We start from the raw sequence: 23,830 nt of genomic DNA on the forward strand, positions 1-23,830 counted from the left end.
GCTTATTTTCTGCAAGTAAGCTATAAGTCCGATATACTTTAGTACTAACCTTATTCAGTAGGCCATGAGCAGGCTTGCCGCTAAGCCCCATTTTGGATGTTACTTAGCCGTATAGAACTGACTGAATTGATACATAAATGTCATAACACTTGAATGGAGGCCCCCATGCCCGCCCACTCACTGATGAGTTTCATCCCCACTCACTCCAAAAAGCTAGTACTCGCTCTCGCGCTATCGACTCTTTTCTCGGCTTGTGACTCGGGGTCTTCAGGCTCTTTAGTTGATGATAAGCAAGCACCGTCCAGCCAACAAGACGACAGCACACAAACTGAACTTGAAAACGTATTAGAGAAATTGCCCATCGTTTTCAGTGATGCCCCAACTCAAGGTGAGCCACTGACCATTGAGCTGATTAACGATGAAGACCTTGGTAACCTCGAGTGGCAAATAAATAACCAGCCAAGCGCCTCGGCCTTAGTTTTAAGTCCATCAGATGACAACAGTGCCATATCCCTAACAGCTACTGAGCCTGGCAGCTATGAAATCACACTGAGCTCTCCAATAAACGACTCAGAAAGAGTTGTTTCATTCTATATAAGCCCCATTCTTGCCTTTGATGAAACAAAAATCGAAGGGAACAACGGCGATACCCCCTTAGATGAGCTTATAGGCATAATCAGCAATCAAAGTTGGGTCTACTCATCTAGCCTAGACGAAAGCGATTTGACTGATATTGTGAATAATTACGCCGCTTTTAGCGTTATTGGCTATGACCCTAGTGAAGGCTTACTCATTGAATACGATGAAACCAGCAAAAACACCCTAGAGGCATTAGAGAGCTTAAAACTCGATAAAGGAGTCAGCTCCTTAAATCAGCGTACCTATGAAGGCAAAGACGCCAACATTGCTTTTTTTACACCTGACGACGGAAGCAGCTTTACTGATGGTGGTAATAACTGGCACCTAGAAAGCGCAAACCTAGTTGAGGCATGGGATATTAACCAAGGAAGTGATGAGCTTGTTATAGGCATCAGCGACAGTGGCTTTTATACCAGCCATGAAGATTTAAACGGTCGCTTTGCTCAAGTACTTACCAGTAGTACTGGAGAACATGGCACCGCTGTAGCAAGTGCCATTGGTGCAATTACCGATAATCAATTAGGTATATCTGGCATCAACGCCGTCTCCCAGATGCATGTTGCACCCAACAACAAACAGGGCCAACTATCACTGCTCAGCAGCAGTAAATTAAAAGTCCTGAATAGCTCTTGGGGCAGCATGGGTAACGATTCAGGCTCACCAGATAAAGCAATGGCCCATACTCGGAAACATCGTAAGACCGCAGCACAGACACCAGATGTATTACATGTGTGGGCCGCTGGTAATGACGGTGCTGATGCCAATACCCAAAACGGTGCCTTGCACTTAAACCACCTAGGCTACCTAGATAAGGCCGCTAACATTATGGTTGTTGCCGCACTTGGCAGTGACGGTAACCTTGTGCACTACAGCGACTTTGGTGAAACCGTTGACATTGCGGCCCCAACTGAATTTATGAGCGCTAAAAGCGTTAACGACAGCGGTGTCGCCAGTTATTTTGAAGCGGGCTCTTATGGAAGCGCTGACTCAGGCGCTTTTGGTGGTACTTCTGCTGCGACGGCGGTCGTGAGTGGCGTGGCTTCCCTAATTTACTCAATACACCCAAGCTTTAGCGGTGATGACGTAAAAACAATCTTACTTGAAACTGCAGATACCTACGTAACAAGCCGTCATATGTCAGCTGATAACAATGATATCGAGACGCTAGAACACAGTATTCCGGTTCTGAATGCTAAAAAAGCACTTGAAAGGGCTCAAGCTATAGTCGATGGCCAAGTCATAGTTCGCGAGTCATTCAACAAACCATTCAAAGCACAGGCTCAAGTATCTTTTACCTCTCTTATCCCAGAGTTTAGTGCTCTAACAGTCCAATGGGAGCTCTATTCCTCAACCGACAATGGTGAAAATTGGACTCTAGCGAATAGCGGCACCAGTATTGGCCCAACAATTAGCATCCCTATAGAAACGGGCGCAAATCTTCATCGCCTTACCGGCTCTGTCAACTTAAGAAGTAGTAATGATAGTGGTATTACTACTGACTTTGAGCATGAATTTAGTCACTCCAGCATTACTATTACTGCTGCCAATACCATTTCATTAGCAGCACTTAATGATGCCGAGCTCAGCCTAGAGAAAATCAATACCAAGCCGCTTACTACCACAGGTTTTACAAACAGCAACGGCCACGTAACACTTTACCTAGCTGCTGGTACCTACAACTTATATGGTTCGCTAAGTGGCTATCAAAGCGGGGCCATGCTTCTCAATATCGGTGAGCAGCAAAATCTCTCCACAACGCTGAACCTTAGCCCTCAGAATGCCGGTGGAGTAGGCTCTATTAGCGGTCATGTTTTTGATATAGATGGCAATGCAATTGAAGGCGCGTCAGTTCGTATCTCAGGGGGAGAGCAAACCAATGGCTTCTTTGCCTCAGCTGTCACAAATACTTATGGCCACTATCAAATCAGTAATATTTCAAAAACCGATTCAAGCGGGGCAGAAATTGAGTCTTTTTCCTTACAAGCACTGGCATTTCCTTTTGGCCTTCAAAGTAAAGAGGACATTATCGTTCTCTCAGGCAAAGAACGCATTGAAGACTTCCACCTTACCGATAACAATCTTATCGAAACTATCGTATTTGAGGATGACTTTGAAGAAGGCCGAGGAGACTGGTCTGCAACAGGCCTTTGGAATCAGATCAACTTAAACAACAGTACTATTGCCAATAGACTTGTTGATAATGGCCACACGTCATTAGCACCTGACGAAGAAGGGCCTGAAGCCTTACTTCCCTCAGCTTATAGTGGAAATTTTGCTTGGTGGTATGGCGCTTCAAACACAGGAACCTTTGTAGGCGAACAAACAGAATCTGACGGCCCGCTTAGCGGTGGTACATCCACCGAATCAAACTCTGGTCTATTGACTCACTCAGGCCTAAGCATTAATACAAATATAAATACCATGTTGCGCTTTAGAACCTGGTGGGAAATTGAGTCAGTAAATCCAAATGCTTCTGGCTTTGATATTATGGAGCTTCAAGTTAGTACTGATGCAGGGGTAACTTGGGATACCATCAAAAAACTTAATCCTTTTGTAGATCCTAAAGACACTAATCGAAACGCCAAACCTTTCTCCTCCGGCGGCTATAACCGAAAACCAGTTTGGGCTTTTGAAATTTTTGATCTATCCGATTATGCAGGTCAGCATATTCAGCTTAGGTTTAGCTTCGAAACCAAAGATAGCTTATACAATGGCTTTAGGGGTTGGCTTATTGATAACCTAGAAATTATCGAGTGGTCAACACCTGAAAGAGAGGAAAGTAGCGCACTTAACCCAAATAAAACCCCAATCTCCAATCATTACAAAGCAATAAGCTACCCAGCGCAGAAGAAACCTTCTCGCTAACATTTGCATAGATTTTGTGTAGCAAAACCTAAAAAAAGCGCGTTAAGGCAAACCCTAACGCGCTTTTTCTTTGTCTATTATTTCACCGAGCACATAACTCAAAGTAGTTACAGCTTTATCTTTATCGAAACAAGAGGCAAACGGCTTAGTGGCTACAAACTAAAAATTTAAAGCGACTCACTTTTCAATAGAAAGCAGATTAATGTATCCCCCCACATATACATACAACTATAAAGCAAAGAAAGTAGGCATAAGTACTTCAGGTTTTATACAAATAAGCTCTAAAAGAAAGTAAGAAATACACTGAAAAACACAGACAGCCGATACAGCCAACCCACTGCCCGACACCAAAAAAAGTGCCTAATCAGCTACAACTTAAAGCCCATCAAGTGTCCGGTCCTCACGAAGAATGTCCGGATGTTTTTTCATTTCTTTTATGATTTAGAATGAAAAAAACGAATTCCAATCAGTCTAAAGTATGTGCTAAGGTTCGCTCCGGCTGTAAACGTATACATAAAGACAGGTCGTACACCCCTGCAGGGAATATAAGGAATATAGAGCAAGCTGTGCGCCAATTTTAAAAGGTACACATATGATATTAATAAAAAAAACGACAACATACTTAATGCTATCAGCCTGTTTAGGTGCAACATTAAGTGCCTGTGGCGGTGGTGGCGGTTCAGAAAACCCCACGCCCTCAAGCACTCCATCGGTTGAGCCTTCAAGTACTCCGTCAGTTGAGCCTTCAAGTACTCCGTCAGTTGAGCCTTCAAGTACTCCGTCAGTTGAGCCTTCAAGTACTCCGTCAGTTGAGCCTTCAAGTACTCCGTCAGTTGAGCCTTCAAGTACTCCGTCAGTTGAGCCTTCAAGTACTCCGTCAGTTGAGCCTTCAAGTACTCCGTCAGTTGAGCCTTCAAGTACTCCGTCAGTTGAGCCTTCAAGTACTCCATCGGTTGAGCCTTCAAGCACTCCATCGGTTGAAGTTACTGTCCAAGTTGATATTAATCTTGACACCAAACACAGTGTCGGCGGCATTGATGCCTTTGACCGTCAAAAATTCATCACCATTCACTCTTCCCCCTCAGAAAATGATTGGGGTGAAAATGATGGCCATACTCAAAACGCACCCAATGAAGACCCAGATCTCATGGTGAATTTTGTAACCGATAATGATGTTTATTTTGGCCGTGTCACTGGATCAATTAGCTGGGCACTAAGAAATACCGACGAAGATCCAAGTAAAGCAGGTTTTGTTGATGAAGCCACAGCGACCACCACAGGCGGAAATTTCCGTTGGACCTATGCAAATAGCACCGCCAAAAAACATACTGATGCACGCCTTCCACAAATCCAGGCTCGTGCACAAGATATGATTCAAGGCGCCCAGCAACACCCATATTGGCCAGAGGGCACAACAATTAATGCCTTAAGTGGTAGTACATGGTCATTCTCTGAAACGGACACCGTCGATGAACCACTTGGTAGCGCCACTGGCCACTATTACGGCCAATACCTATCCAAGTTCTTCAAGAACAATGAAAGTGACGAATGGGAGGCAAAGCCCAAGTATTTTGAAATCATGAACGAGCCACTCTATGACTTAACAACGGTTCGTAACCCCAGCGATGCTAATTACGTCACCCCACTAGAGGTGTTTGAATTTCATAACACCACCAAAGCTGAAATTCGAAAAATTGCAGAAAACGACGACGTATTAGTCGGTGGCTATACCGTCGCCTTCCCCGACTTTGATAAAGACAACTTCCAGCGCTGGGAAGATAGAGATAAGTTGTTTATCGATACCTCCGGTGCCGACATGGATTTCTACTCCATCCACTTGTATGACTTCCCCTGCCTTAGCAATACTGAAAAGTACCGCTCGGGTAGCAATGTAGAAGCAACGATGGATATGATGGAAAACTACAGCCACATTGCCGTGGGAGAAATGAAGCCTTATGTCATATCAGAGTACGGTGCCGCAAGTCATTGTGAGCGCAGCGTAGGCTGGACACCTAAAAAAGACACACTCGTCATGCGCGCAACCAATAAGATGCTGATGAGCTTTTTAGAGCGCCCTGACGTTATCGCCAAAACGATTCCCTTTATCGTCGTTAAAGCTGAATGGGGAAGAACCATACAAGATGGCGTTTCAATTCCTTACGGACCTCGTTTAATGGTGCAAGAATTTGAGCGTAGCGGTGTTGAGTCTGAAACCCAGTGGGTCTATTCAGATATCGAGCTGTTCTACAATTTGTGGGCTGAAGTAAAAGGAACCCGCGTCGATACTTGGTCATCCGATTTAGACATTCAAGTAGATGCTTATGTCGATGGTGATGATGCTTACATTATTCTGAATAACCTAGAGTTTGACGCAACCGGCATTAATCTAGATACCCTTGGTATCGATACCGCCAACATCAGCGCAGTCAATATTAAGCACCTAGAAACCAATGGCTGGGAATCGTCTCTAACCGAAAGCAACCCTGCCACTTTGCCAGAGACACTGACCATTGATGGTGAAGGTACAATTATCATCAAGCTCACTTACAACAGCGATATCACCATCAATCACACCAGCGATGAAGTGAAGTACTACTCTTCCGACTTCCAGCAAGCAATCACAATGAACTCACCCATTAGTTTTGCAATTGATGATGTCGCCGTTGGCGCTAACGGCGAAGCCGTTTTACGCTTAGGCATTGGCCGAGATCACGGTAAATCCTTAACACCAACCGTTATGGTCAATACAACGGAAGTTACCGTGCCAACAGACTTTAGAGGTTATGATCAAATAACCGGAGATGTAAATCCTGGGCGAGATAACTTCTTTGGCGTGATCGAAATCCCAGTGCCACTATCAGCACTGACTGAGGATAACACCGTTACAATTGAGTTCGATGACGACGGTGGTTACGTCAGTACTGCGGCACTGCAAGTGTTTAACACAAGTAAGGAATTACCACGAAGCAGCCTCGAGTAAATAAGCAACAATAGCCGCTAATTACAAGTAGCGAAAACAAAGGCCCAGAGCCCATGCACTTTAAGTGATAATGGCTGCTGGGCTTTTTTTATGCCTGTATGCGGTGCAGCACTGCCACTTAATCGACCTTCAGTTAAAGCTGTAGAGAAACTGCAAGCGCCCTTTCAGATAAATAAAAGTGCTTATGCGAGTGAAATAACATGCAAAAAAAAGCGCACTAGACTCATGTCTAGCGCGCTTTTTATAAGCTGAAATAGAGCGCTATTAGTGCTCGGTCTCAGCCTCTTTTTGAGCTTCGGCTTGCTGCATCGCTTGGACATACAGAGCGTCAAAATTGATAGGCGGCAACATCAGTGGAGGAAAACCACCACGAGTAACAAGGCTATCAATTGCTTCACGAGCATAAGGGAAAAGAATCTGTGGGCACTGCGAGCTAAGTAAAGCTTTAAGCGGCTGCTCCTCCAAACCTTTCACGGCAAATAAACCAGCCTGATGTACCTCAACCAAAAATGCAGCTTTACCTTCTTCTGCATCAACCTTAATAGTTAGATTAAGTACAACTTCATATACATCATCAGCAACTCGGCTAATTTCAGTGTTTAAATCTTGATTAACTTTAGGCTTCCACTGCGCGCCAACTTGAAGACCATTAGGCGCTTCAAACGAGCAATCTTTCATATAAATGCGCTGAATACCAAATTGTACTTGCTGGCCTTCAGCCGCTTGTTGAGTGTTCTCGTCAGTCATTATGTCTTCCACCTATGGGCCGTCTTTGCGGCATTGTTGTTCTTAAGGCCATGCGCCTGCACCAGAACTGGGGGCAGCACCGATGTTTTCAAGGCTTAATATTTTATACAGGCCAATTTATTTAAATTCTGCGAGCAAGCTATCTAACTTACCTGAGCGTTCCAGCATATACAGCTCATCACAACCACCCACATAGTGCTTACCAATCCATATCTGCGGCACTGTGTGAGAGCCGGTCTCAGCCAGTAGCTTCTGCCTAGCCGCCCTATCACCATCTACCTTAAACTCACGAAAGGCGACGCTCTTTGACTTGAGCAAATGTTTTGCACGAATACAGAACGGGCAAAAACGCGTCGTGTAAATACGAATCTCAGACATCGTTCAATCTAGCCTTTAACAACCGGCATATTTTGGCCCTGCCACTCAGACATGCCACCTTGTAAACGCACAACGATATAACCCTGCTCTTTCAACTGCTTAGCAGCACCTGGCGCATGCTGGCCCATTTTATCGATAAGAATAAGGGTTTTATCTTTATGCTTTTTCAGCTCAAGATCACTGTCTTTTAATTTGGCAAAAGGGATATTAATCGCATCCACTATATGACCGGCTTTAAATTCACTGCTATCACGTAAATCAAACATAACCGCCTCATTGGCATTGACCACTCGCGCCAATTCCAGATGACTAATACTTGCTCCAGCGCGACGGCGCTCAAGGGTGAAAAACGCCGCAACCAGCAAAGTAAGAATGCCGACTAGAAGCCATTGCTGCTCTATAAATACCCAGATATCCACAATACAACCCGTTTGTTTTCGAAAAGGCCGCGAGTATACACGATGCATCGCTGCATTTTCATGCAGCAAAACAAAGCAGTGGCTAGCGACATGCCACTAAACCCCGTAAAATATGCGCCCACACAAGAGGCTGCTGTTGACCTTTGCTTATAATTGCGTCCAAGGTCCTCGCACTCAGACCGCACTATGCGGCTCTAGACAAGGCCCTTCATCGCCCGCACCTCGTGTTGAGGCCCTGTTTTCTAAGAATTAAGACGGTACATACATGACTGAAGCAAAAAAACCCGTTGCCCTAATCATTCTTGATGGTTATGGCTATAGCGATAGTGACGAGTACAACGCCATTAAAAATGCCAACGCCCCAGTAATGAAAGAGCTCATGGCCAAGGGCCCTCGCACTTTGATTGGCACCAGCGGCTTGAGCGTTGGCTTGCCAGACGGCCAAATGGGCAACTCAGAAGTAGGCCACATGACTCTGGGTGCCGGCCGAGTTGTGTACCAGAATTTCACCCGTATTAATAAAGCCATTGAAGATGGTGACTTCTTCACCAATGACGCCTATATCAAAGCAGTTGATACAGCTGTAGCCGCAGACAAAGCCGTCCATATCTTGGGCTGCTTAAGCTCTGGTGGTGTTCACAGCCACGAAGAGCACATGCTGGCGATGATTGAACTTGCCGCAAAACGCGGAGCTAAGAAAATCTATTTGCACGCGATGCTTGATGGCCGCGATGTGCCACCTCGCAGTGCAGAAGGCCCGTTGAAGCTAGCTGCAGATAAGTTTGCAGAAGTCGGCGTAGGCCGTGTCGCCAGTATCATCGGCCGTTTTTACGCCCTAGATCGCGACAACCGCTGGGACCGTGTAGAAAAGAGCTACAACCTTATTGTTGACGGAAGCGGCGAATACACAGCAGCTTCCGGCCTTGAGGGTCTTAAAGCAGCTTACGAGCGCGACGAAAACGACGAGTTTGTTGCTGCAACCGCTATCACCGATGCTGAGGGTAATGTAGCGAAAGTTGAAGATGGCGATAGTGTTATCTTTATGAACTTCCGTCCAGACCGTGCTCGTCAAATGACTCGCGCTTTTGTTAACGCTGACTTCGACGGCTTTGAGCGCAATCGTGTCGTCAAGCTTGCCGACTTTGTGATGACCACCGAATACGCTGCCGACATCAAGGCAAGTTGTGCTTTCCCACCTGAAAACCTAGTGAACACCTTTGGTGAAGTGCTCGCTAAGGCAGGCAAAACCCAATTGCGTATTGCTGAGACCGAAAAGTATGCCCACGTTACCTTCTTTTTCAGTGGCGGTCAGGAAGACCTGTTTGAAGGCGAAGAGCGCATTTTAATCCCGTCTCCTAACGTCGAGACCTACGACCAGCAGCCAGAAATGAGTGCTCCTGAGCTCACCGAAAAGCTAGTAGCAGCGATTGAGAGCGGCAAGTACGACGCCATCGTTTGTAACTATGCAAACTGTGACCAAGTAGGCCACACCGGTATTTACGAAGCCGCCGTTAAAGCCGTTGAAGCCGTTGATGCCTGCTTAGTTGATGTTTTCGCTGCACTTGAAAAAGTAGGTGGTGAAGCGTTGGTAACAGCTGATCACGGTAACGTAGAAGAAATGTTCGATGTTGCTAGTGGCCAAGCACACACCCAGCACACAACACTTCCTGTGCCGCTAATCTATGTTGGCCAGCGCAATGTAAGCCTAAAAGACGGTGGTAGCCTAGCCGACATCGCCCCTTCTATGCTGCAATTACTTGGCATGCAACAGCCTAGCGATATGAACGGCCAAAGCTTGGTTGAGGAAGCCTAAGTGCTAAATCAGAGCAAAGGACTGTTCGATTTAAAGCCACGCCTCCCGCGTGGCTTTAAGGCAAACCTGCTTCCTGTAGCCGGTTTGCTCTTGTCTATTTGCTCAATAACATTGGCTAGTCACAGCCACGCAAATAGTTCTACAACTAACAGTGCCGAGCAACAAGCCAAGTTCGAAGAAGTAAAGCGCAGTATTGAAGAGCTCAAACGCAGCTTAGAGCAAACAAAAAGTTCTCGCAGCGAGCTAGAAAGCGAACTTGAGAAAAACGAAAAGACAATTCAGAAGCTCAACAATAAGACCAATGATCTAAAGCAAGAGCTAGACGAAAAACAAAGCACGCTTAATGAGCTCAAGACAGAACAGGCAAGCTTAAATAAAAAAAAAAGCGAACAGAGCCTATTAGTTAAAGACTATGTCAACGCCGCGTATCGCTTAGACCAAAAAAGCGAACTACAACTGCTTCTAAACCAGCAAGATCCATCACAAGTTCAGCGCATGCTGAAGTACTATCAAAGCTTCAGCGCCAGCCGTAATGAGCTGATCAGCCGTTTTGCCAGTACCTTAAGTCGCCTGCAAGAATTAGAACCGGCTATTGCTGCTGAAACCGAACAACTGCAAACAACCTATCAAGCCCTACAACAAGAGCGCAAAAATCTACGCGCCAATCAAAAACAACGCCAGCAGACCTTAAGTAAACTGGCCAAGCAATACCAAAATCAGCAACAGCGCTTAGATGGCCTTAAAGAAGATCAGCGACGGCTCGAAACCTTATTAAGCCATGTCTACGAAGAAATTAACGCGCAAGAGCTCAATGCGAGCATCAGTAACTTTGCCCAACTACGTGGAAAACTACCCAAACCCGCCAAAGGTAAAGCGCTCAATCGCTTTGGTAAAAACCGCTCCGGCAGCCAGCTTAAGTGGCAAGGTATAGAGTTTGCCGCAGCCCACGGCAGCGATGTTATTGCAGTGCACCACGGTCAAGTGGTATTTTCCGATTACTTGCGTGGTCACGGCCTACTGTTAATCATTGATCATGGGGATGGCTACATGTCACTCTATGCTCATGCCGATACCCTTTTTAAAGAAATTGGCGAGTGGGTGGAGTCAGGAGAGACCATCGCCCGCGTCGGCAATACCGGTGGTCGTTCCAACTCAGCTCTATACTTCGAGCTGCGCCACAATGGCAAACCAACAAACCCCAGCGCTTGGCTAAAACGAGCCTAACGCTACACAATAATAGCTATTGAGGAACGATCTCTTGCTCAAGCACGTCAGCTCTTTTGTTTTACTAAGTGTTCTTAGCCTGTGCCTGCCTAGCTGGGCAGAAGAGCAAATATCTGGATCCAACGCCACCGAACAAGCGAATGAAGAAACAGATAAAGAAAAAGAACAAGTTAAAAAGCTAGAGGCCCTGCCCCTTGAAGAGCTGCGTATTTTCACCCAGGTCTACAGTGGTGTACGCGCTTCTTATATCGACGAGATCGATGATAAGACTCTACTTGAATACGCTATTAAAGGTATTTTAAGTGAATTAGACCCTCACTCAGCCTATCTAGACGCCTCAAGTTTTGACGACCTACAAATGCAAACCACCGGTGAATTTGGCGGGCTTGGCATCGAAGTAGGTATGGAAGACGGCTACGTTAAAGTTATCTCCCCCATCGATGACACACCAGCTGAGCGAGCGGGCGTTGAAAGCGGTGACTTAATTATCAAACTCGATGGTGAAAGCGTAAAAGGCCTCAGCCTTGATGAAGCCATCGAACGCATGCGTGGAGAAAAAGGCACAGACATCATCATTACCATAGTACGCGAAAGTGAAAACCAACCTTTTGACCTCACCATTACCCGCGATGTCATCAAAGTACGCAGCGTGCGTAGCGGCGTGCGTGATGAATACTACGGCTATATTCGTGTCGCCCAATTCCAACTACACACAGGCCAAGATGTTGTTGATGCTTTAGCAGAGCTACGTGAAGCCAGCCCTGACTTGCGAGGCATCATTCTCGATTTACGCAACAACCCCGGTGGTGTTCTCAGCGCCGCAGTAGATATGGTTGATGTCTTCCTCGACGGCGGCTTAGTGGTCTATACCGAGGGCCGCGTTGAAGGCAGCAACAAAAAATACTTTGCTGACAGCGGCGACTTAAGCAATGGTCTACCTATTGTTGTCTTGATTAATGATGGTTCAGCTTCGGCCTCAGAAATTGTCGCCGGCGCATTACAAGATCACGGCCGAGCTCTGGTATTGGGTACCCGCAGCTTTGGCAAGGGCTCGGTACAAAGTGTTATCCCGATCTCTGATGACCGAGCCGTCAAGCTCACTACATCCCGTTACTTCACCCCCAATGGCCGCTCAATTCAAGCCCAAGGCATTGAGCCAGACATTATTGTCGAACGCGTACGCGTAACCGCTGTTCAGCCACGTGCACGCTACACCGAAGCAGACCTAAGTGGTCATTTAGAAAACGACAATGGCGAAGAAGAAAGCAAAGCCGAAGATAGGCCCGAAGCCGATACCGATCTGCAAAATAAAGATAGCCAGCTATATGAAGCGTTAAACCTACTTAAAGGCTTAAGCTTATTCCAGCAAAAACAAGCTCAAAAAGAAGCGGATAAAAAACCAGAGCCCGAAGCTAGCACTCATGCCAATCTCGACTCGTGATTGACCCTATGAGCACGCTTAAGCAGCTAAGGAGTAGCTGCTTAAGCTCGGCTGTTAGCGCCCTTGTCATCGCTGTTCTTTTAGGCTGCGGTTTGAGCAGCTGTAGCCCCAAAGAACCCAAGCCGAGTCAGAGCACAAGCCCATACGAGTTTGACTATGAGCACTCCCACCAAGCTGAATACAAACCTCAAACAGAGTTAAAACAGGAGCAATATGCACCTCCGACAACAGCCGTGTCACTCCCACTGATACCGAGTGACAGTCAAGCACCCTCCCATTCAGAAGAACTCAATGTCGATATAACACCCACACCCTTCAAGCAGGAAAGCGACTCAGGAAAACCAAGGATTGCCATTGTTATTGATGACCTTGGTTACAATTATCGTAACGCAGAAACGATTGCCGAACTGCCCTACGCACTAACCTTGGCCGTAATACCTGAAACGCCTTATGCCAAACAAGTAGCAGCCCTTGCCGAGAAACAACAACAAGAGCTGATCTTACATATCCCAATGGAGCCACTAAACCGCCCCAAGTGGGAGGATGGCCTCAGCACTCATATGCAACGAGCAGAATTCGATAGCGAGCTTAAAAATCTACTCGATAGCGAACCGCGTATTGTTGGCGTGAATAACCACGGAGGCAGCAAACTCACTGCCGACCGCACAAGAATGGAATGGCTTATGGAAGAGCTAGCCACTCGAGATTTATATTTTTTAGATAGCCGTACCAACGCGCAAAGCCAAGGTATTTACGCCGCTCAAGCACACTACATTGCCCATAACCAGCGCGATGTCTTCCTCGACAACCAACAAGAAGAGCAAGCCATTAGCGAACAATTTCAACTGTTAAGGAGTATTGCTAAGCGCCACGGCCAAGCTGTTGCAATAGGTCACCCCCACGACGCCACACTTGCTGTATTACAACAAGAATTACCCGCACTTGAAGCGGAAGGCTTTGAGCTCGTATTTTGCTCTGAGCTATTAACCCGCTATACGACAAAAAACACCGACCCCCAACAAGCAAAAAATACATTAAGCCCTTAAAAAGCTCTCTCTGCATACATATTGGAATAAGCTCAAGCAGTTTTTAGAATACTTTAAACTGTGCAAAAGCTAAGTTTTATGCCAAGCTTAAACACTCTTGTTTCTGGCTAACGCAAACACTATAGTAGCCGCAGTTGCAAACAGGATTGAGCATTTATTGCGCAACACAATGAGACTTAATTCAAACTATGGCTCATTGGGACCATCTAGGATGAGATGGCCAATAGAATGAAGCGATATAAACCGCTTCGAAACCACAACAAGCATTAGGGATAGCCCTGCTACTGAGGTGTCATATGAACCGTACAGGTGAAAGCAATACAACTACCGACAATCGTTCTAGCCGTTTTTTCCAAGAAGGCGCGTACTGGTATTACAACACCAGAGAAGGTGTTGCAATTGGTCCTTTTGACTCATTAAGTGAAGCCGAAACAGGCGCGAGTGACTTTATCGACTTCATTATGCACGCAGAGCCTAAAGTCAGCGAAACGCTAAGTAGCTACGCAGCATAAACAAAAAAGAATAATTAGCCTCTAAGCTCTTCTAGCTTAGAGGCACAAAAAAGGCCCCGAGGGGGCCTTTTTTTATAGCATTCAAAACGCTTTGCTATAAACGCACTTCAATACCGCGCTCAACCATACGAGCCTTTGCCTCAGCCACAGTATATTCACCAAAGTGAAAGATGCTTGCCGCTAATACCGCATCAGCACCCGCAAGATCGACACCATCAGCCAAGTGATCAAGATTACCAACTCCGCCAGAGGCAATCACAGGCACATCGACAGCATCAACCACGGCCTTAGTTAGCTCGATGTCATAGCCATTTTTAGTGCCATCGCCATCCATGCTTGTAAGTAGGATTTCACCGGCGCCGTAAGCGGCCATACGCTCAGCCCACTCAACGGCATCAATGCCAGTAGGCTTACGACCACCGTGAGTAAAGATCTCCCAGCGACCAGGCTCACCCTCTTTACTGACTCGTCGCGCATCAATAGCCACAACAATACATTGAGCACCAAAGCGCTCAGACGCTTCACGCACAAACTCCGGGCGCTTCACCGCAGCAGAGTTAATCCCTACTTTGTCTGCCCCAGCATTAAGCATGGTTCGTATATCACTAAGCTCACGAATACCTCCGCCAACGGTAAGGGGGATAAACACTTCCGCCGCAATACGCTCTACAGTGTGCACCGTAGTATCACGCCCCTCATGCGTGGCAGTGATGTCGAGAAAAGTAATTTCATCTGCACCAGCGTCGTTATAGCGTTTAGCGACCTCAACTGGGTCACCCGCATCGCGAATATCGACAAACTGTACACCTTTAACAACACGGCCGTTGTCGACATCAAGACAGGGGATGATGCGTTTTGCCAAGCTCATAATTAGCCCTCTGCGTTGTCGCAGTAAGTCTGTGCTTCGGCAACATCAAGCGTGCCTTCGTAGATAGCACGACCGGTAATCGCGCCGCTAATACCGCGAGCGCTAACAGCGCTTAGGGCTTTGATGTCATCCATATTGGTAATACCACCTGAAGCAATCACAGGAATGCTTGAAGCCTCGGCCATAGCTAAAGTCGCTTCAACATTAACCCCTTGCATCATGCCATCTCGGGCAATATCGGTATAAACAATTTCATTCACACCATCTTGCTCAAATCGCTTAGCCAGCTCCGTCGCCTTAACATTGCTCACTTCGGCCCAACCGTCCGTTGCAACAAGACCATCTTTTGCATCCAGCCCAACAATAATATGGCCGGCAAACTGCTTACACATTTGCGTCACAAACTCAGGCTCTTTAACAGCCTTAGTGCCAATAATAAGGTAGTTAACACCTGCATTTAGGTAGTACTCGATGGTTTCAGCACTGCGAATACCACCGCCTATTTGAATAGGTAAATCGGGATAAGCCTTAGAAATAGAGGTAACAATGTCACCATTAACAGGCTTACCATCAAAGGCGCCGTTAAGATCGACCAAATGAAGTCGTCGACATCCAGCATCAACCCAGCGTGCCGCCATAGAAACAGGATCATCAGAAAAAACGGTGCTGTCGTCCATCAAACCCTGGCGCAAGCGTACACAAGCGCCGTCTTTAAGATCGATTGCGGGGATAATTAGCATATTACTACCTATAAATGTAAGAGCTGGCTCAAGTAAGAAACTGCAGTTAAACCGAGATTCGTCGAGCCACAGGGCGAAGAACAACACACCCTTAGTTTGTTAACGAGCTTAGAACTTACCGTCCCAAGCAACAAAATTCTTTAATAGCTGCAAGCCTGCATCGTGGCTTTTCTCAGGGTGAAACTGAGTTGCAAATACATTGCCTTTAGCAACTGCGGTGGTGAAACCCAAACCGTAGTGGCTGCGACCACTTTCTATGCCTTGCTGTTGCAAGTGGACAAAATAGCTATGAACAAAATAAAAACGGCAGTTATTCTCTATGCCTTGCCACATAGGGTGATCAAGTACTTGCTCAACTTGGTTCCAGCCCATATGAGGTACTTTTAATTTGCTTTGTGCTGAACTTGCTTGGAATACATCGTTATTACTGAAAAATTCAACACTTCCATCGAAGTGGCCCAAGCAGTCAATACCACCATTTTCTTCGCTGCGTTGCATTAAAGCTTGCATGCCAACACAAATCGCAAGTAAAGGTTTACCGCTAGCAATCTCATCAGCTACAAGCTTGTCAAAACCAAGCCGACGAATTTCAGCCATACAATCACGAATAGCACCCACACCAGGAAAGATAACTCGATCGGCGCGTTTAACAACCTCGTGATCCGCCGTTACCTGCACATCAACATCTGGCGCAACTCTGTGTAAAGCAGAGGCAACTGAATGTAGGTTACCCATGCCGTAATCGATGATAGCTACACTACTCATAGCGTACCTTTAGTAGAAGGCATTACATCGCCTAAACGCTCATCGCGAGCCATTGCCATACGCAAGGCACGACCAAAAGCCTTAAAGACCGTTTCCGCTTGATGATGAGCGTTATCACCACGCAAGTTATCGATGTGCAAAGTCACCTGAGCGTGATTAACAAAACCACGGAAAAACTCCAAAAACAACTCAGTATCAAAATTGCCAATACGCTTTTGAGTAAATGGAATATCCATCTCAAGCCCAGGGCGACCACTAAAGTCGATCACAACTCGCGAGAGAGAGCCATCTAAAGGCACATATGAATGGCCATAACGCACGATGCCTTTTTTGTTGCCCAACGCTTCGTTGATAGCCTTACCAAAGGTAATGCCGATATCTTCAACGGTATGGTGATCATCAATATAGGTATCTCCCTTGCAGAACACGTCCATATCAATCAGGCCGTGACGCGCAATTTGATCCATCATGTGCTCTAAAAAAGGCACACCCGTATCAAATTTTGCATTACCAGTACCGTCGAGATTTAACTCAACTTTAATCTGGGTCTCAAGAGTGTCACGACTAACAGTCGCGGTACGTGCGCTCATGGAACTTACTCAAACAGTGGGAAAGGCGCGAATTATAGCCTGTTGCGCCAAGTCCTTCACACTGTTTTATTTAGCTTGTTAGGCAAAAATGCTCTTGTCTTTGGGCACTAGCTTAAGCACCTTCTGATTAGGCTTATAGACAATGTCCACTTAAACCCGTGCGTGAAATTGATACGCATCAAAATGGCAAGCCCATGTGGGAGTAAAGTAGCACTCAAGCAATCAAAGAACTTGAGACGCACAAAATGAATGAAGTCGTATTTGTGTCTACATTAGGCATGACGATAAGCATGGTTGGCATTGCCACCATTGGTCTTATTGGTGGCGCATTATTGTATTACTGCGAGAAAGTCGCAGCGAAAAAGCGCCCGGCTCACTGACCCCTCGGTAGGTGCTCCATCTCTCACCTACCCTCGGCATCGAAGGATGCCATGGGCGCAGGATGCGCCCACCTTTTGCGGTCTATTGCACCACGCAGAGTTTAACTGCGTCAGATTGGCAATAGTCCCCGGGCTCTGCCCGCTTCGAAGACCTCAAACTAGAGGCGAAGCGGTTATGTGGAGCCTATATATTTGGCCACGGCGCTTCACGCCGCTGTCGTCATCTGCCTGACGGGATCTTAGCCGACCGATCAGGCTCTTTAACGGTGAACTCGAGCAACTTGTTCTGATTGAAGCTCTCACGGGTAAAGCTCGGTTCACCGCTACTTTTGTAACCCCTCATCTCACTGACCAACATCAGCCAATACTCACACCAGTATCTTTATAGCGCTTAAGCCAACTTGTTCTTAGGCTTAGGCTATGCGACCCTGTTGTCCTATCTATTTGTACACGCAACATGAATAGCACAACCCACATAAATACAAAAAGCATCGCGCCCAAATCCAAAGCCTTACGTATTGCCTTATTGGGCTACCGCAGTGACCCCTTTGTTGGCGGCCAAGGTATTTATTTACATTACCTTAGCCGCGCCTTAACCGAACAGGGCCACCATTTAACCGTTTTTAGTGGTCCACCTTATCCTGTATTAGATAAAGGAATCCGGCTAATAAAAGTGCCAAGCCTCGATTTATACGCCAAAGAAAAGCCACTGCGTTCGCTGCGTCTTAAACACTTATTGTCATTTACCGACCTGTACGAATGGTGGAGCAAACTCAGTGGCAGCTTCGCCGAGCCTTACTGCTTTGGCCGACGCATCAATAAACTTATACACGCAGGCGACTTTGATATTGTTCACGACAACCAAAGCCTTGCCAGCGCCTTGCTGAATTTAGAAAAAAAAGGTCTTAAAGTTGTCAGCACTATTCACCACCCCATACATAGAGACCGCGATATTGCGCTAGCAGAAACTGATGATAAAGGCTGGCGAACTTTAATTAAGCGCTGGTATAGCTTCTTGAGCATGCAAGAAAAAGTCGCTCTAAAACTTAAGCACATCATCACTGTTAGCCAGCAAAGTCAGGAAGATATAAACACTTTTTTTCAACGCCCCCACAAACAAACCAAAGTTATTTTTAATGGGGTAGATACCGAGCTGTTTAAACCCGGAGCAGAACAAAATAGTGTTCAACTTCAAACAGCGCCATCCTTATTGGTCACTAGCTCTAGCGACCAAGCACTTAAGGGCATCAAAAGTTTATTTGAGGCACTCGCTCTACTTGTTAAAAACTTCCCTTCTCTGACACTACACATGGTGGGTGAATTAAAAAAAGGAGGCGCAAATGAAAAACTACTCAATACACTTCAACTTCAAAATCATATTATTTTTCACCAGCGTCTAAGTACCGAAGAATTAGTGCAGCTCTACAATCAAAGCACCGTCGTTGTCTGCCCTTCTATTTATGAAGGTTTTGGCTTACCTGCAGCCGAAGCAATGGCCTGTGGCCGAGCCATTGTTAGCAGCGATGGCGGCGCACTACCAGAAGTCATCGGTCAAGCGGGCTTGATTTATAAAGCCGGGGATAGCCCTGCTTTGGCAAAGTCAATTAAACGCCTACTGCAAGATCAAGAATTACGCACACAACTAGAAAAAAAGGCTCGCTTAAGAGCCGTAAGCACATTTAGTTGGCAACAAGTGGCGCATGAACTTAACCATTACTACCAACACCAGGTGATGGCGCTAGATTAAAATGGAAACAATCAATATTAATCAACTGCCAATAAAAGTAGGGGACTTTGTTTTAGATTTAGGTTGTGGCGAAGGCCGACATAGCATTGCAAGCCAGTGGCACTTCCCAAAAGCCAAGATCATTGCTTTAGATCTCAACATAGAAGATTTAAAAACAGCAGAAAAAAAACAGAACGAGTTCCAGCCGCTCAATTCAACTATTTATCTAAACGCCAGTGCCTATCAATTGCCTTTTGCCAGTGAAAGCCTGGATCATATTATTTGCTCAGAAGTCCTTGAGCATCTCGATGACTACCAGCAAGCACTTAAAGAAATACAGCGCTGCCTAAAGCCAGGTGGCAGTTTAAGCATCAGCGTACCACGCTGGTGGCCCGAGCGACTATGCTGGCTGTTAAGCAAGAGCTACCACCAAGTACCCGGTGGTCATGTTCGAATTTTTAAAGGCAGCGACTTAAATAAAAATATACGCCAGCTAGGCTTTAAACAACAGCAGCACTATTGGGCTCACGCTTTACACAGCCCGTATTGGTGGTTACGCTGTCTTTTTTGGAGGCAAGGCGAGCAACAGTGGTTGTGCCGGCAATATCATAAGCTATTGATTTGGGACCTATTAAAAAAACCCGCTCTGACCCGCCAACTTGAAAGGCTATTAAATCCAGTTATGGGGAAAAGTATCGTCTGGCAGTTTGAGAAAAAATAATGAGCATCACTGCTAATATATCCAAGCAATTAGAGCAAAGCTACAGCTATATAAGAAGCTGCCAACTCAGTAACGGTGCGATCTTATGGTTTAAAAATGGCAAGCTAGACCCTTGGGATCACTGCGAAGCGTTAATGGCGCTAAGCATTGCTAAAGATTTCGAGGCCAGTCTGCGCGCCTTTGACTGGCTGCAAGATAATCAAAACAGCAATGGAACTTGGTATGCAGCCTATGTTTTTGAAACAGAGCAAACAAATAAACTAGGAACAAATGCTCCTGTTCAGGCTTCCACTAAGCCCCCAGCACAAACCAATAAGCCAACAGAAAAAGATTTAAACAAAATAGAAACAAACTTTGTTGCCTACCCAGCTACCGCACTTTGGCATTACTGGCTATGCAGTAACGATAAAAATCACGTTGAGAAATACTGGCCCACAATAGAGAGGGCGATTAATTATGTCTGCTTGCAACAAAATCAAGAAGGCGACATTCAGTGGGCCTGCTCAGAGCTCGAAGCCTTGCCAAATGATGCATTGATCACTGCTTGCAGCTCCATTCTTCGCAGCCTTGAATGCGCCATTAAACTCAGCCACTTAGTGGACCAACAAAACAAACACTGGCAACAAGCCTACCAAAAACTAAAAACATGCTTACGTAACAAGCCCTGGCGCTTTGATCGCAGCTGGCCCAGCAAAGACCGTTTTAGCATGGACTGGTTTTACCCCGTGTTATCAGGAGCCCTAAACCAGGAAGAAGCACAACTTAGATTAAAGAAAGATTGGAAGAAGTTTGTTGAACCTGGGCTTGGTTGTCGCTGTGTAAGTGATGAACCTTGGATGACCGTTGCGGAAAGCTGTGAACTGGTGATAGCACTAGTGGCCGCTGGCAGGACACAAGAAGCAGAGGCGATGTTTGGCGATTTATTAAAGTGGCAAGATACAGACGGGGGCTTTTGGACGGGTTACCAATATGCCAACCAAAACATCTGGCCTTTAGAAAAGCCGAGCTGGACAGCCGCAGCTATCATTCTAGCCGCTGATGCACTATGGCAGCTCAGCCCTGCACACACACTCTTTACTCAAACCGAAGCCAAAACCAGCCCTGTAAAAGAAAGCTAAAAACTCAGCTTAAGAAACTAAAGCCGACGTAAAAAAGCTAAGGAGCCAACTTGCTCAATCAGCTCAAAGTCTGCACCAGCTAATACCGCTTCCATTGCTAAGCGAGGGCCTTGCCCGCCTTCTTCTGGGCTTGGGTAAATATCATGAATCGCCAGTATGCCCCCTACAAGTACATGCTGGCTCCAGCCCATACAATCATCCATAGCCATCTGTTCACTGTGGCCACCATCAATAAACACCAGAGCCAAAGGGGTAGCCCAGTGGCGCAAAGCTTGTTCTGAGCTAGCTATAACAGGGATCACGGTATTTTCTAACTCCGCCTTAGCTAAAGTTCGGCAAAACTCAGGGAAACTATTCATATGCTTTAATACTGGATCGTAAAGATCCGCATCGTGATAGAGCTCACCCACCTGATGCTCTTCAGAGCCTCGATGATGATCCAAAGCGTAAAGTGTATTACCTGTGGCCTTAGAAGCTGAACCTAAAAACACGGTTGATAAGCCACAATAAGAACCCAGCTCCAACAGAGGCCCTAAGTGCCCGACCTCTAGCCCAGCGCTATATAAAGCCTGTCCTTCTAGCTCAGCTAAAAAACCTTTTTCTGGCCTATAATCAGACAAACTCATCAAAATTTCTCTCAAGCAACTCGTTTCAATCCAAGCTCAACGCCCCTAAAGTAGTGGGTATTAAGCCTTTTTAACAACACTGGATTTCAGCATCATTGGGCCTGCACCATCGACCTTACAGTCAATATCATGATCGCCATCAACAATGCGTTTAATGACAGCCTTAGTACCCACCTTAAGAACGGTCGAAGAGCCTTTGACCTTTAAGTCTTTAACTAAGGTCACCCTGTCGCCCTCAACAATGGTATTGCCCACCGCATCCTTTAAAGACAGCTCGGGCTCAACCTCTTCTCCAGCATGCCATTCATGTCCGCACTCAGGGCAAACCAATAATGTGCCATCATGGTAGCTATATTCAGATGAACACTGCGGACAAGGGGGGAAGGTATCACTCATGGAACAATCTCAACTATCAAAGTAGGCGCTGCTTATTCAGCTACTATAAAGGCCGCCATTGTTGAGTAATTCGACCTTAATATCTACAAGCAAGGCTGTTCGAATGATGCTTAAACAAGAAAATTGAGCCCTAAGATGACAATACTTGATATAGAGCTGCCAGCAGCACTCGAAAGGGAGAAATACCTAATAATAAATACACAATAGCGCTGGACATTTCACTGGGCCACGGCTAGTATCAAGCCAGCTAGAAAGAACGTTACCATTTACATCCTACATTGCGCTGTTTTCTTTGTAATACCTCGTCCTGCACGATCTGTTTGAGTCTACATTTTTTCAAGCCAACCCGTCTCATTAGAGGCAAAACTAATTTTTTAAAATCGAGATATTATTATGTCTAACACCGTTAAAGGCACCGTTAAGTGGTTCAACGAATCTAAAGGTTTTGGTTTCATCGAGCAGGAGTCTGGTCCAGACGTTTTCGCTCACTTCAGCGCTATCGTTGGTGACGGCTTCAAAACCCTTGCTGAAGGCCAAGCTGTTGAGTTCACCGTAACTCAAGGCCAGAAAGGTCCTCAAGCTGAGAACATCACAGCTCTATAAGCCCAACAGCTTATAGCACTGTAAAAAGGGGCTTACTTCGGTAAGACCCTTTTTTTATACCCTAAATTCAAGCCTTTCCACCAATCCGTTGACTTCGACGCCGCAAACCTTTGTTTTAATAACAAGCTGTGTACACTTAGGCACTTTGTATAACTCGACATTAACCGAGCCAACACCCAGCTTAGGACAGCAGCATGATTTACAACACTATTCTCGAAACCATTGGCAACACCCCCGTGGTCAAGCTCAACCATATTGGCCCAGCCAATCAAAACATCTTTGTAAAAGTTGAGTCATTCAACCCCATGGCATCAGTAAAAGACCGCCTAGCCATTGCCATTATTGAAGATGCCGAACGCCGCGGCGAACTCAAGCCCGGCCAAACCGTTGTCGAAGCAACTTCAGGTAACACTGGCATTGCACTGGCAATGGTTTGTGCCGCAAAAGGCTACCCCTTTGTTGCCACCATGGTTGAGACCTTTTCGGTTGAACGTCGCAAGCTGATGAAAGCGCTTGGAGCAAAAGTGATCCTGACTCCCGCTGCCAAAAAAGCCAATTACATGGTGGAATACGCCGAAGAGCTGGCCCAAAAACACGGTTGGTTTTTAGCTCGTCAATTTGAAAACGACGCCAATCCAGAATACCACCGCAATACTACGGCTCCAGAAATACTGCGCGCCTTTGCCGGCCACAAACTTGATTATTTTGTCAGTGGCTGGGGAACAGGTGGCACCATTACCGGTACAGGTGAAGTACTAAAAGTCGCCCGCCCAGAATTAAAAGTGATTGCCGCAGAACCAGAAAATGCAGCGATGCTCAACGGTAAAGAATGGTCACCACACAAGGTTCAAGGCTGGACACCCAACTTTGTGCCCAAGGTACTCAACAAAGAAATAGCCGATCAAATTGTCACCGTTAGTGATGACGATGCCATCGCCACAGCCAAAGAACTCGCCACTAAAGAAGGCATTTTTTGTGGTATCAGTTCCGGTGCAACCTTAGCCGCTGCTTTAAAAGTAGCCGAGAAGGCCCCCGCCAATAGCAGCCTACTGGTTATGCTTCCAGACACCGGTGAGCGTTACTTAAGCACCCCACTATTTGCAGACATCAGCGAAGACTCTGACGACGAGTGGTTAGCTCAGCAATAGTACTTAGAATACATAAAATGTAAAAAAAGCTCGGCAAACTATAGGAAGTCGTTTGCCGATTACTCTGTTCTTTTCTATCTTATAA

Annotated in this window: 22 protein-coding genes; 13 read left to right on the forward strand and 9 right to left on the reverse strand. The window is 46.1% G+C overall.

Annotated elements, in window-relative coordinates; all coding sequences use genetic code 11:
• The first annotated feature begins 165 nt into the window (after nt 1–165).
• On the forward strand, nt 166–3,504 hold the full coding sequence (locus tag AB1S55_RS02250) for a S8 family serine peptidase (protein ID WP_370980160.1): 3,339 nt from the start codon (nt 166–168) through the stop codon (nt 3,502–3,504).
• Nucleotides 3,505–4,096: 592 nt separating this feature from the next.
• Nucleotides 4,097–6,484 (forward strand): agarase, encoded by a 2,388-nt coding sequence (locus tag AB1S55_RS02255; protein ID WP_370980161.1) that lies wholly within the window; start codon nt 4,097–4,099, stop codon nt 6,482–6,484.
• A gap of 264 nt (nt 6,485–6,748) precedes the next feature.
• On the opposite strand, the gene secB is transcribed toward AB1S55_RS02255, so the two are convergent.
• From secB to AB1S55_RS02270, 3 genes are all read right to left on the reverse strand, one after another.
• Complete coding sequence (gene secB / locus AB1S55_RS02260; RefSeq protein WP_370980162.1) at nt 6,749–7,231, reverse strand: protein-export chaperone SecB; 483 nt, start codon at nt 7,229–7,231, stop codon at nt 6,749–6,751.
• 117 nt (nt 7,232–7,348) lie between these two features.
• A complete protein-coding gene (gene grxC, locus AB1S55_RS02265; RefSeq protein ID WP_370980163.1) occupies nt 7,349–7,609 on the reverse strand; it encodes a glutaredoxin 3 in 261 nt (86 codons plus the stop codon).
• A gap of 8 nt (nt 7,610–7,617) precedes the next feature.
• Nucleotides 7,618–8,028: a rhodanese-like domain-containing protein gene (locus AB1S55_RS02270; protein WP_370980164.1), complete on the reverse strand. Its 411-nt coding sequence runs from the start codon at nt 8,026–8,028 to the stop codon at nt 7,618–7,620.
• Nucleotides 8,029–8,293: 265 nt separating this feature from the next.
• Between AB1S55_RS02270 and gpmI the strand changes: the two genes are divergently transcribed.
• From gpmI to AB1S55_RS02295, 5 genes are all read left to right on the forward strand, one after another.
• Nucleotides 8,294–9,841, forward strand: coding sequence for a 2,3-bisphosphoglycerate-independent phosphoglycerate mutase (gene gpmI / locus AB1S55_RS02275; protein WP_370980165.1), 1,548 nt, complete (start codon nt 8,294–8,296; stop codon nt 9,839–9,841).
• Nucleotides 9,842–11,065, forward strand: coding sequence for a murein hydrolase activator EnvC (locus AB1S55_RS02280; protein ID WP_370980166.1), 1,224 nt, complete (start codon nt 9,842–9,844; stop codon nt 11,063–11,065).
• 34 nt (nt 11,066–11,099) lie between these two features.
• Nucleotides 11,100–12,506: a S41 family peptidase gene (locus AB1S55_RS02285; RefSeq protein ID WP_370980167.1), complete on the forward strand. Its 1,407-nt coding sequence runs from the start codon at nt 11,100–11,102 to the stop codon at nt 12,504–12,506.
• Nucleotides 12,507–12,598: 92 nt separating this feature from the next.
• Complete coding sequence (locus AB1S55_RS02290) at nt 12,599–13,552, forward strand: divergent polysaccharide deacetylase family protein (protein WP_370980168.1); 954 nt, start codon at nt 12,599–12,601, stop codon at nt 13,550–13,552.
• A gap of 296 nt (nt 13,553–13,848) precedes the next feature.
• Nucleotides 13,849–14,064 carry a DUF6316 family protein gene (locus AB1S55_RS02295; RefSeq protein WP_370980169.1) on the forward strand — a complete coding sequence of 72 codons (216 nt, stop codon included), beginning with the start codon at nt 13,849–13,851 and terminating at the stop codon, nt 14,062–14,064.
• A 94-nt stretch (nt 14,065–14,158) separates the two neighbouring features.
• Here the strand turns inward: AB1S55_RS02295 and hisF are convergent, their stop codons facing one another.
• The 4 genes from hisF to hisB form a co-directional block, all read right to left on the reverse strand.
• Entirely contained in the window at nt 14,159–14,932 is a 774-nt protein-coding gene (gene hisF, locus AB1S55_RS02300) for an imidazole glycerol phosphate synthase subunit HisF (RefSeq protein WP_370980170.1), read from the reverse strand.
• 2 nt (nt 14,933–14,934) lie between these two features.
• Nucleotides 14,935–15,672, reverse strand: a complete 738-nt coding sequence (gene hisA / locus AB1S55_RS02305; RefSeq protein WP_370980171.1) for a 1-(5-phosphoribosyl)-5-[(5-phosphoribosylamino)methylideneamino]imidazole-4-carboxamide isomerase — start codon at nt 15,670–15,672, stop codon at nt 14,935–14,937.
• 108 nt (nt 15,673–15,780) lie between these two features.
• A complete protein-coding gene (gene hisH, locus AB1S55_RS02310) occupies nt 15,781–16,437 on the reverse strand; it encodes an imidazole glycerol phosphate synthase subunit HisH (protein ID WP_370980172.1) in 657 nt (218 codons plus the stop codon).
• Entirely contained in the window at nt 16,434–17,027 is a 594-nt protein-coding gene (hisB, locus tag AB1S55_RS02315) for an imidazoleglycerol-phosphate dehydratase HisB (RefSeq protein WP_370980173.1), read from the reverse strand. Before hisB ends, hisH begins: the two co-directional genes overlap by 4 nt.
• Nucleotides 17,028–17,272: 245 nt before the next feature.
• Between hisB and AB1S55_RS02320 the strand changes: the two genes are divergently transcribed.
• The 4 genes from AB1S55_RS02320 (at nt 17,273) to AB1S55_RS02335 (ending at nt 20,972) form a co-directional block, all read left to right on the forward strand.
• Complete coding sequence (locus AB1S55_RS02320) at nt 17,273–17,407, forward strand: hypothetical protein (protein ID WP_370980174.1); 135 nt, start codon at nt 17,273–17,275, stop codon at nt 17,405–17,407.
• A gap of 457 nt (nt 17,408–17,864) precedes the next feature.
• Entirely contained in the window at nt 17,865–19,154 is a 1,290-nt protein-coding gene (locus AB1S55_RS02325; protein ID WP_370980175.1) for a glycosyltransferase family 4 protein, read from the forward strand.
• A 1-nt stretch (nt 19,155) separates the two neighbouring features.
• On the forward strand, nt 19,156–19,854 hold the full coding sequence (locus tag AB1S55_RS02330) for a methyltransferase domain-containing protein (RefSeq protein WP_370980176.1): 699 nt from the start codon (nt 19,156–19,158) through the stop codon (nt 19,852–19,854).
• Entirely contained in the window at nt 19,854–20,972 is a 1,119-nt protein-coding gene (locus AB1S55_RS02335; protein WP_370980177.1) for a prenyltransferase, read from the forward strand. Before AB1S55_RS02330 ends, AB1S55_RS02335 begins: the two co-directional genes overlap by 1 nt.
• 17 nt (nt 20,973–20,989) lie before the next feature.
• Here the strand turns inward: AB1S55_RS02335 and AB1S55_RS02340 are convergent, their stop codons facing one another.
• Both AB1S55_RS02340 and AB1S55_RS02345 read right to left on the reverse strand, forming a co-directional pair.
• A complete protein-coding gene (locus AB1S55_RS02340) occupies nt 20,990–21,598 on the reverse strand; it encodes a class I SAM-dependent methyltransferase (protein WP_370980178.1) in 609 nt (202 codons plus the stop codon).
• 60 nt (nt 21,599–21,658) lie between these two features.
• Nucleotides 21,659–21,994 (reverse strand): zinc ribbon domain-containing protein YjdM, encoded by a 336-nt coding sequence (locus AB1S55_RS02345; RefSeq protein WP_370980179.1) that lies wholly within the window; start codon nt 21,992–21,994, stop codon nt 21,659–21,661.
• Between the two features lie 393 nt (nt 21,995–22,387).
• On the opposite strand from AB1S55_RS02345, the gene AB1S55_RS02350 reads away from it, so the two are divergent.
• A complete protein-coding gene (locus AB1S55_RS02350; RefSeq protein ID WP_370980180.1) occupies nt 22,388–22,597 on the forward strand; it encodes a cold-shock protein in 210 nt (69 codons plus the stop codon).
• Nucleotides 22,598–22,791: 194 nt separating this feature from the next.
• Nucleotides 22,792–23,745, forward strand: a complete 954-nt coding sequence (gene cysK, locus AB1S55_RS02355; protein WP_370980181.1) for a cysteine synthase A — start codon at nt 22,792–22,794, stop codon at nt 23,743–23,745.
• Nucleotides 23,746–23,830: the final 85 nt, after the last annotated feature.

This window comes from Agaribacterium sp. ZY112 (assembly GCF_041346925.1).
GTDB lineage: Bacteria > Pseudomonadota > Gammaproteobacteria > Pseudomonadales > Cellvibrionaceae > Agaribacterium.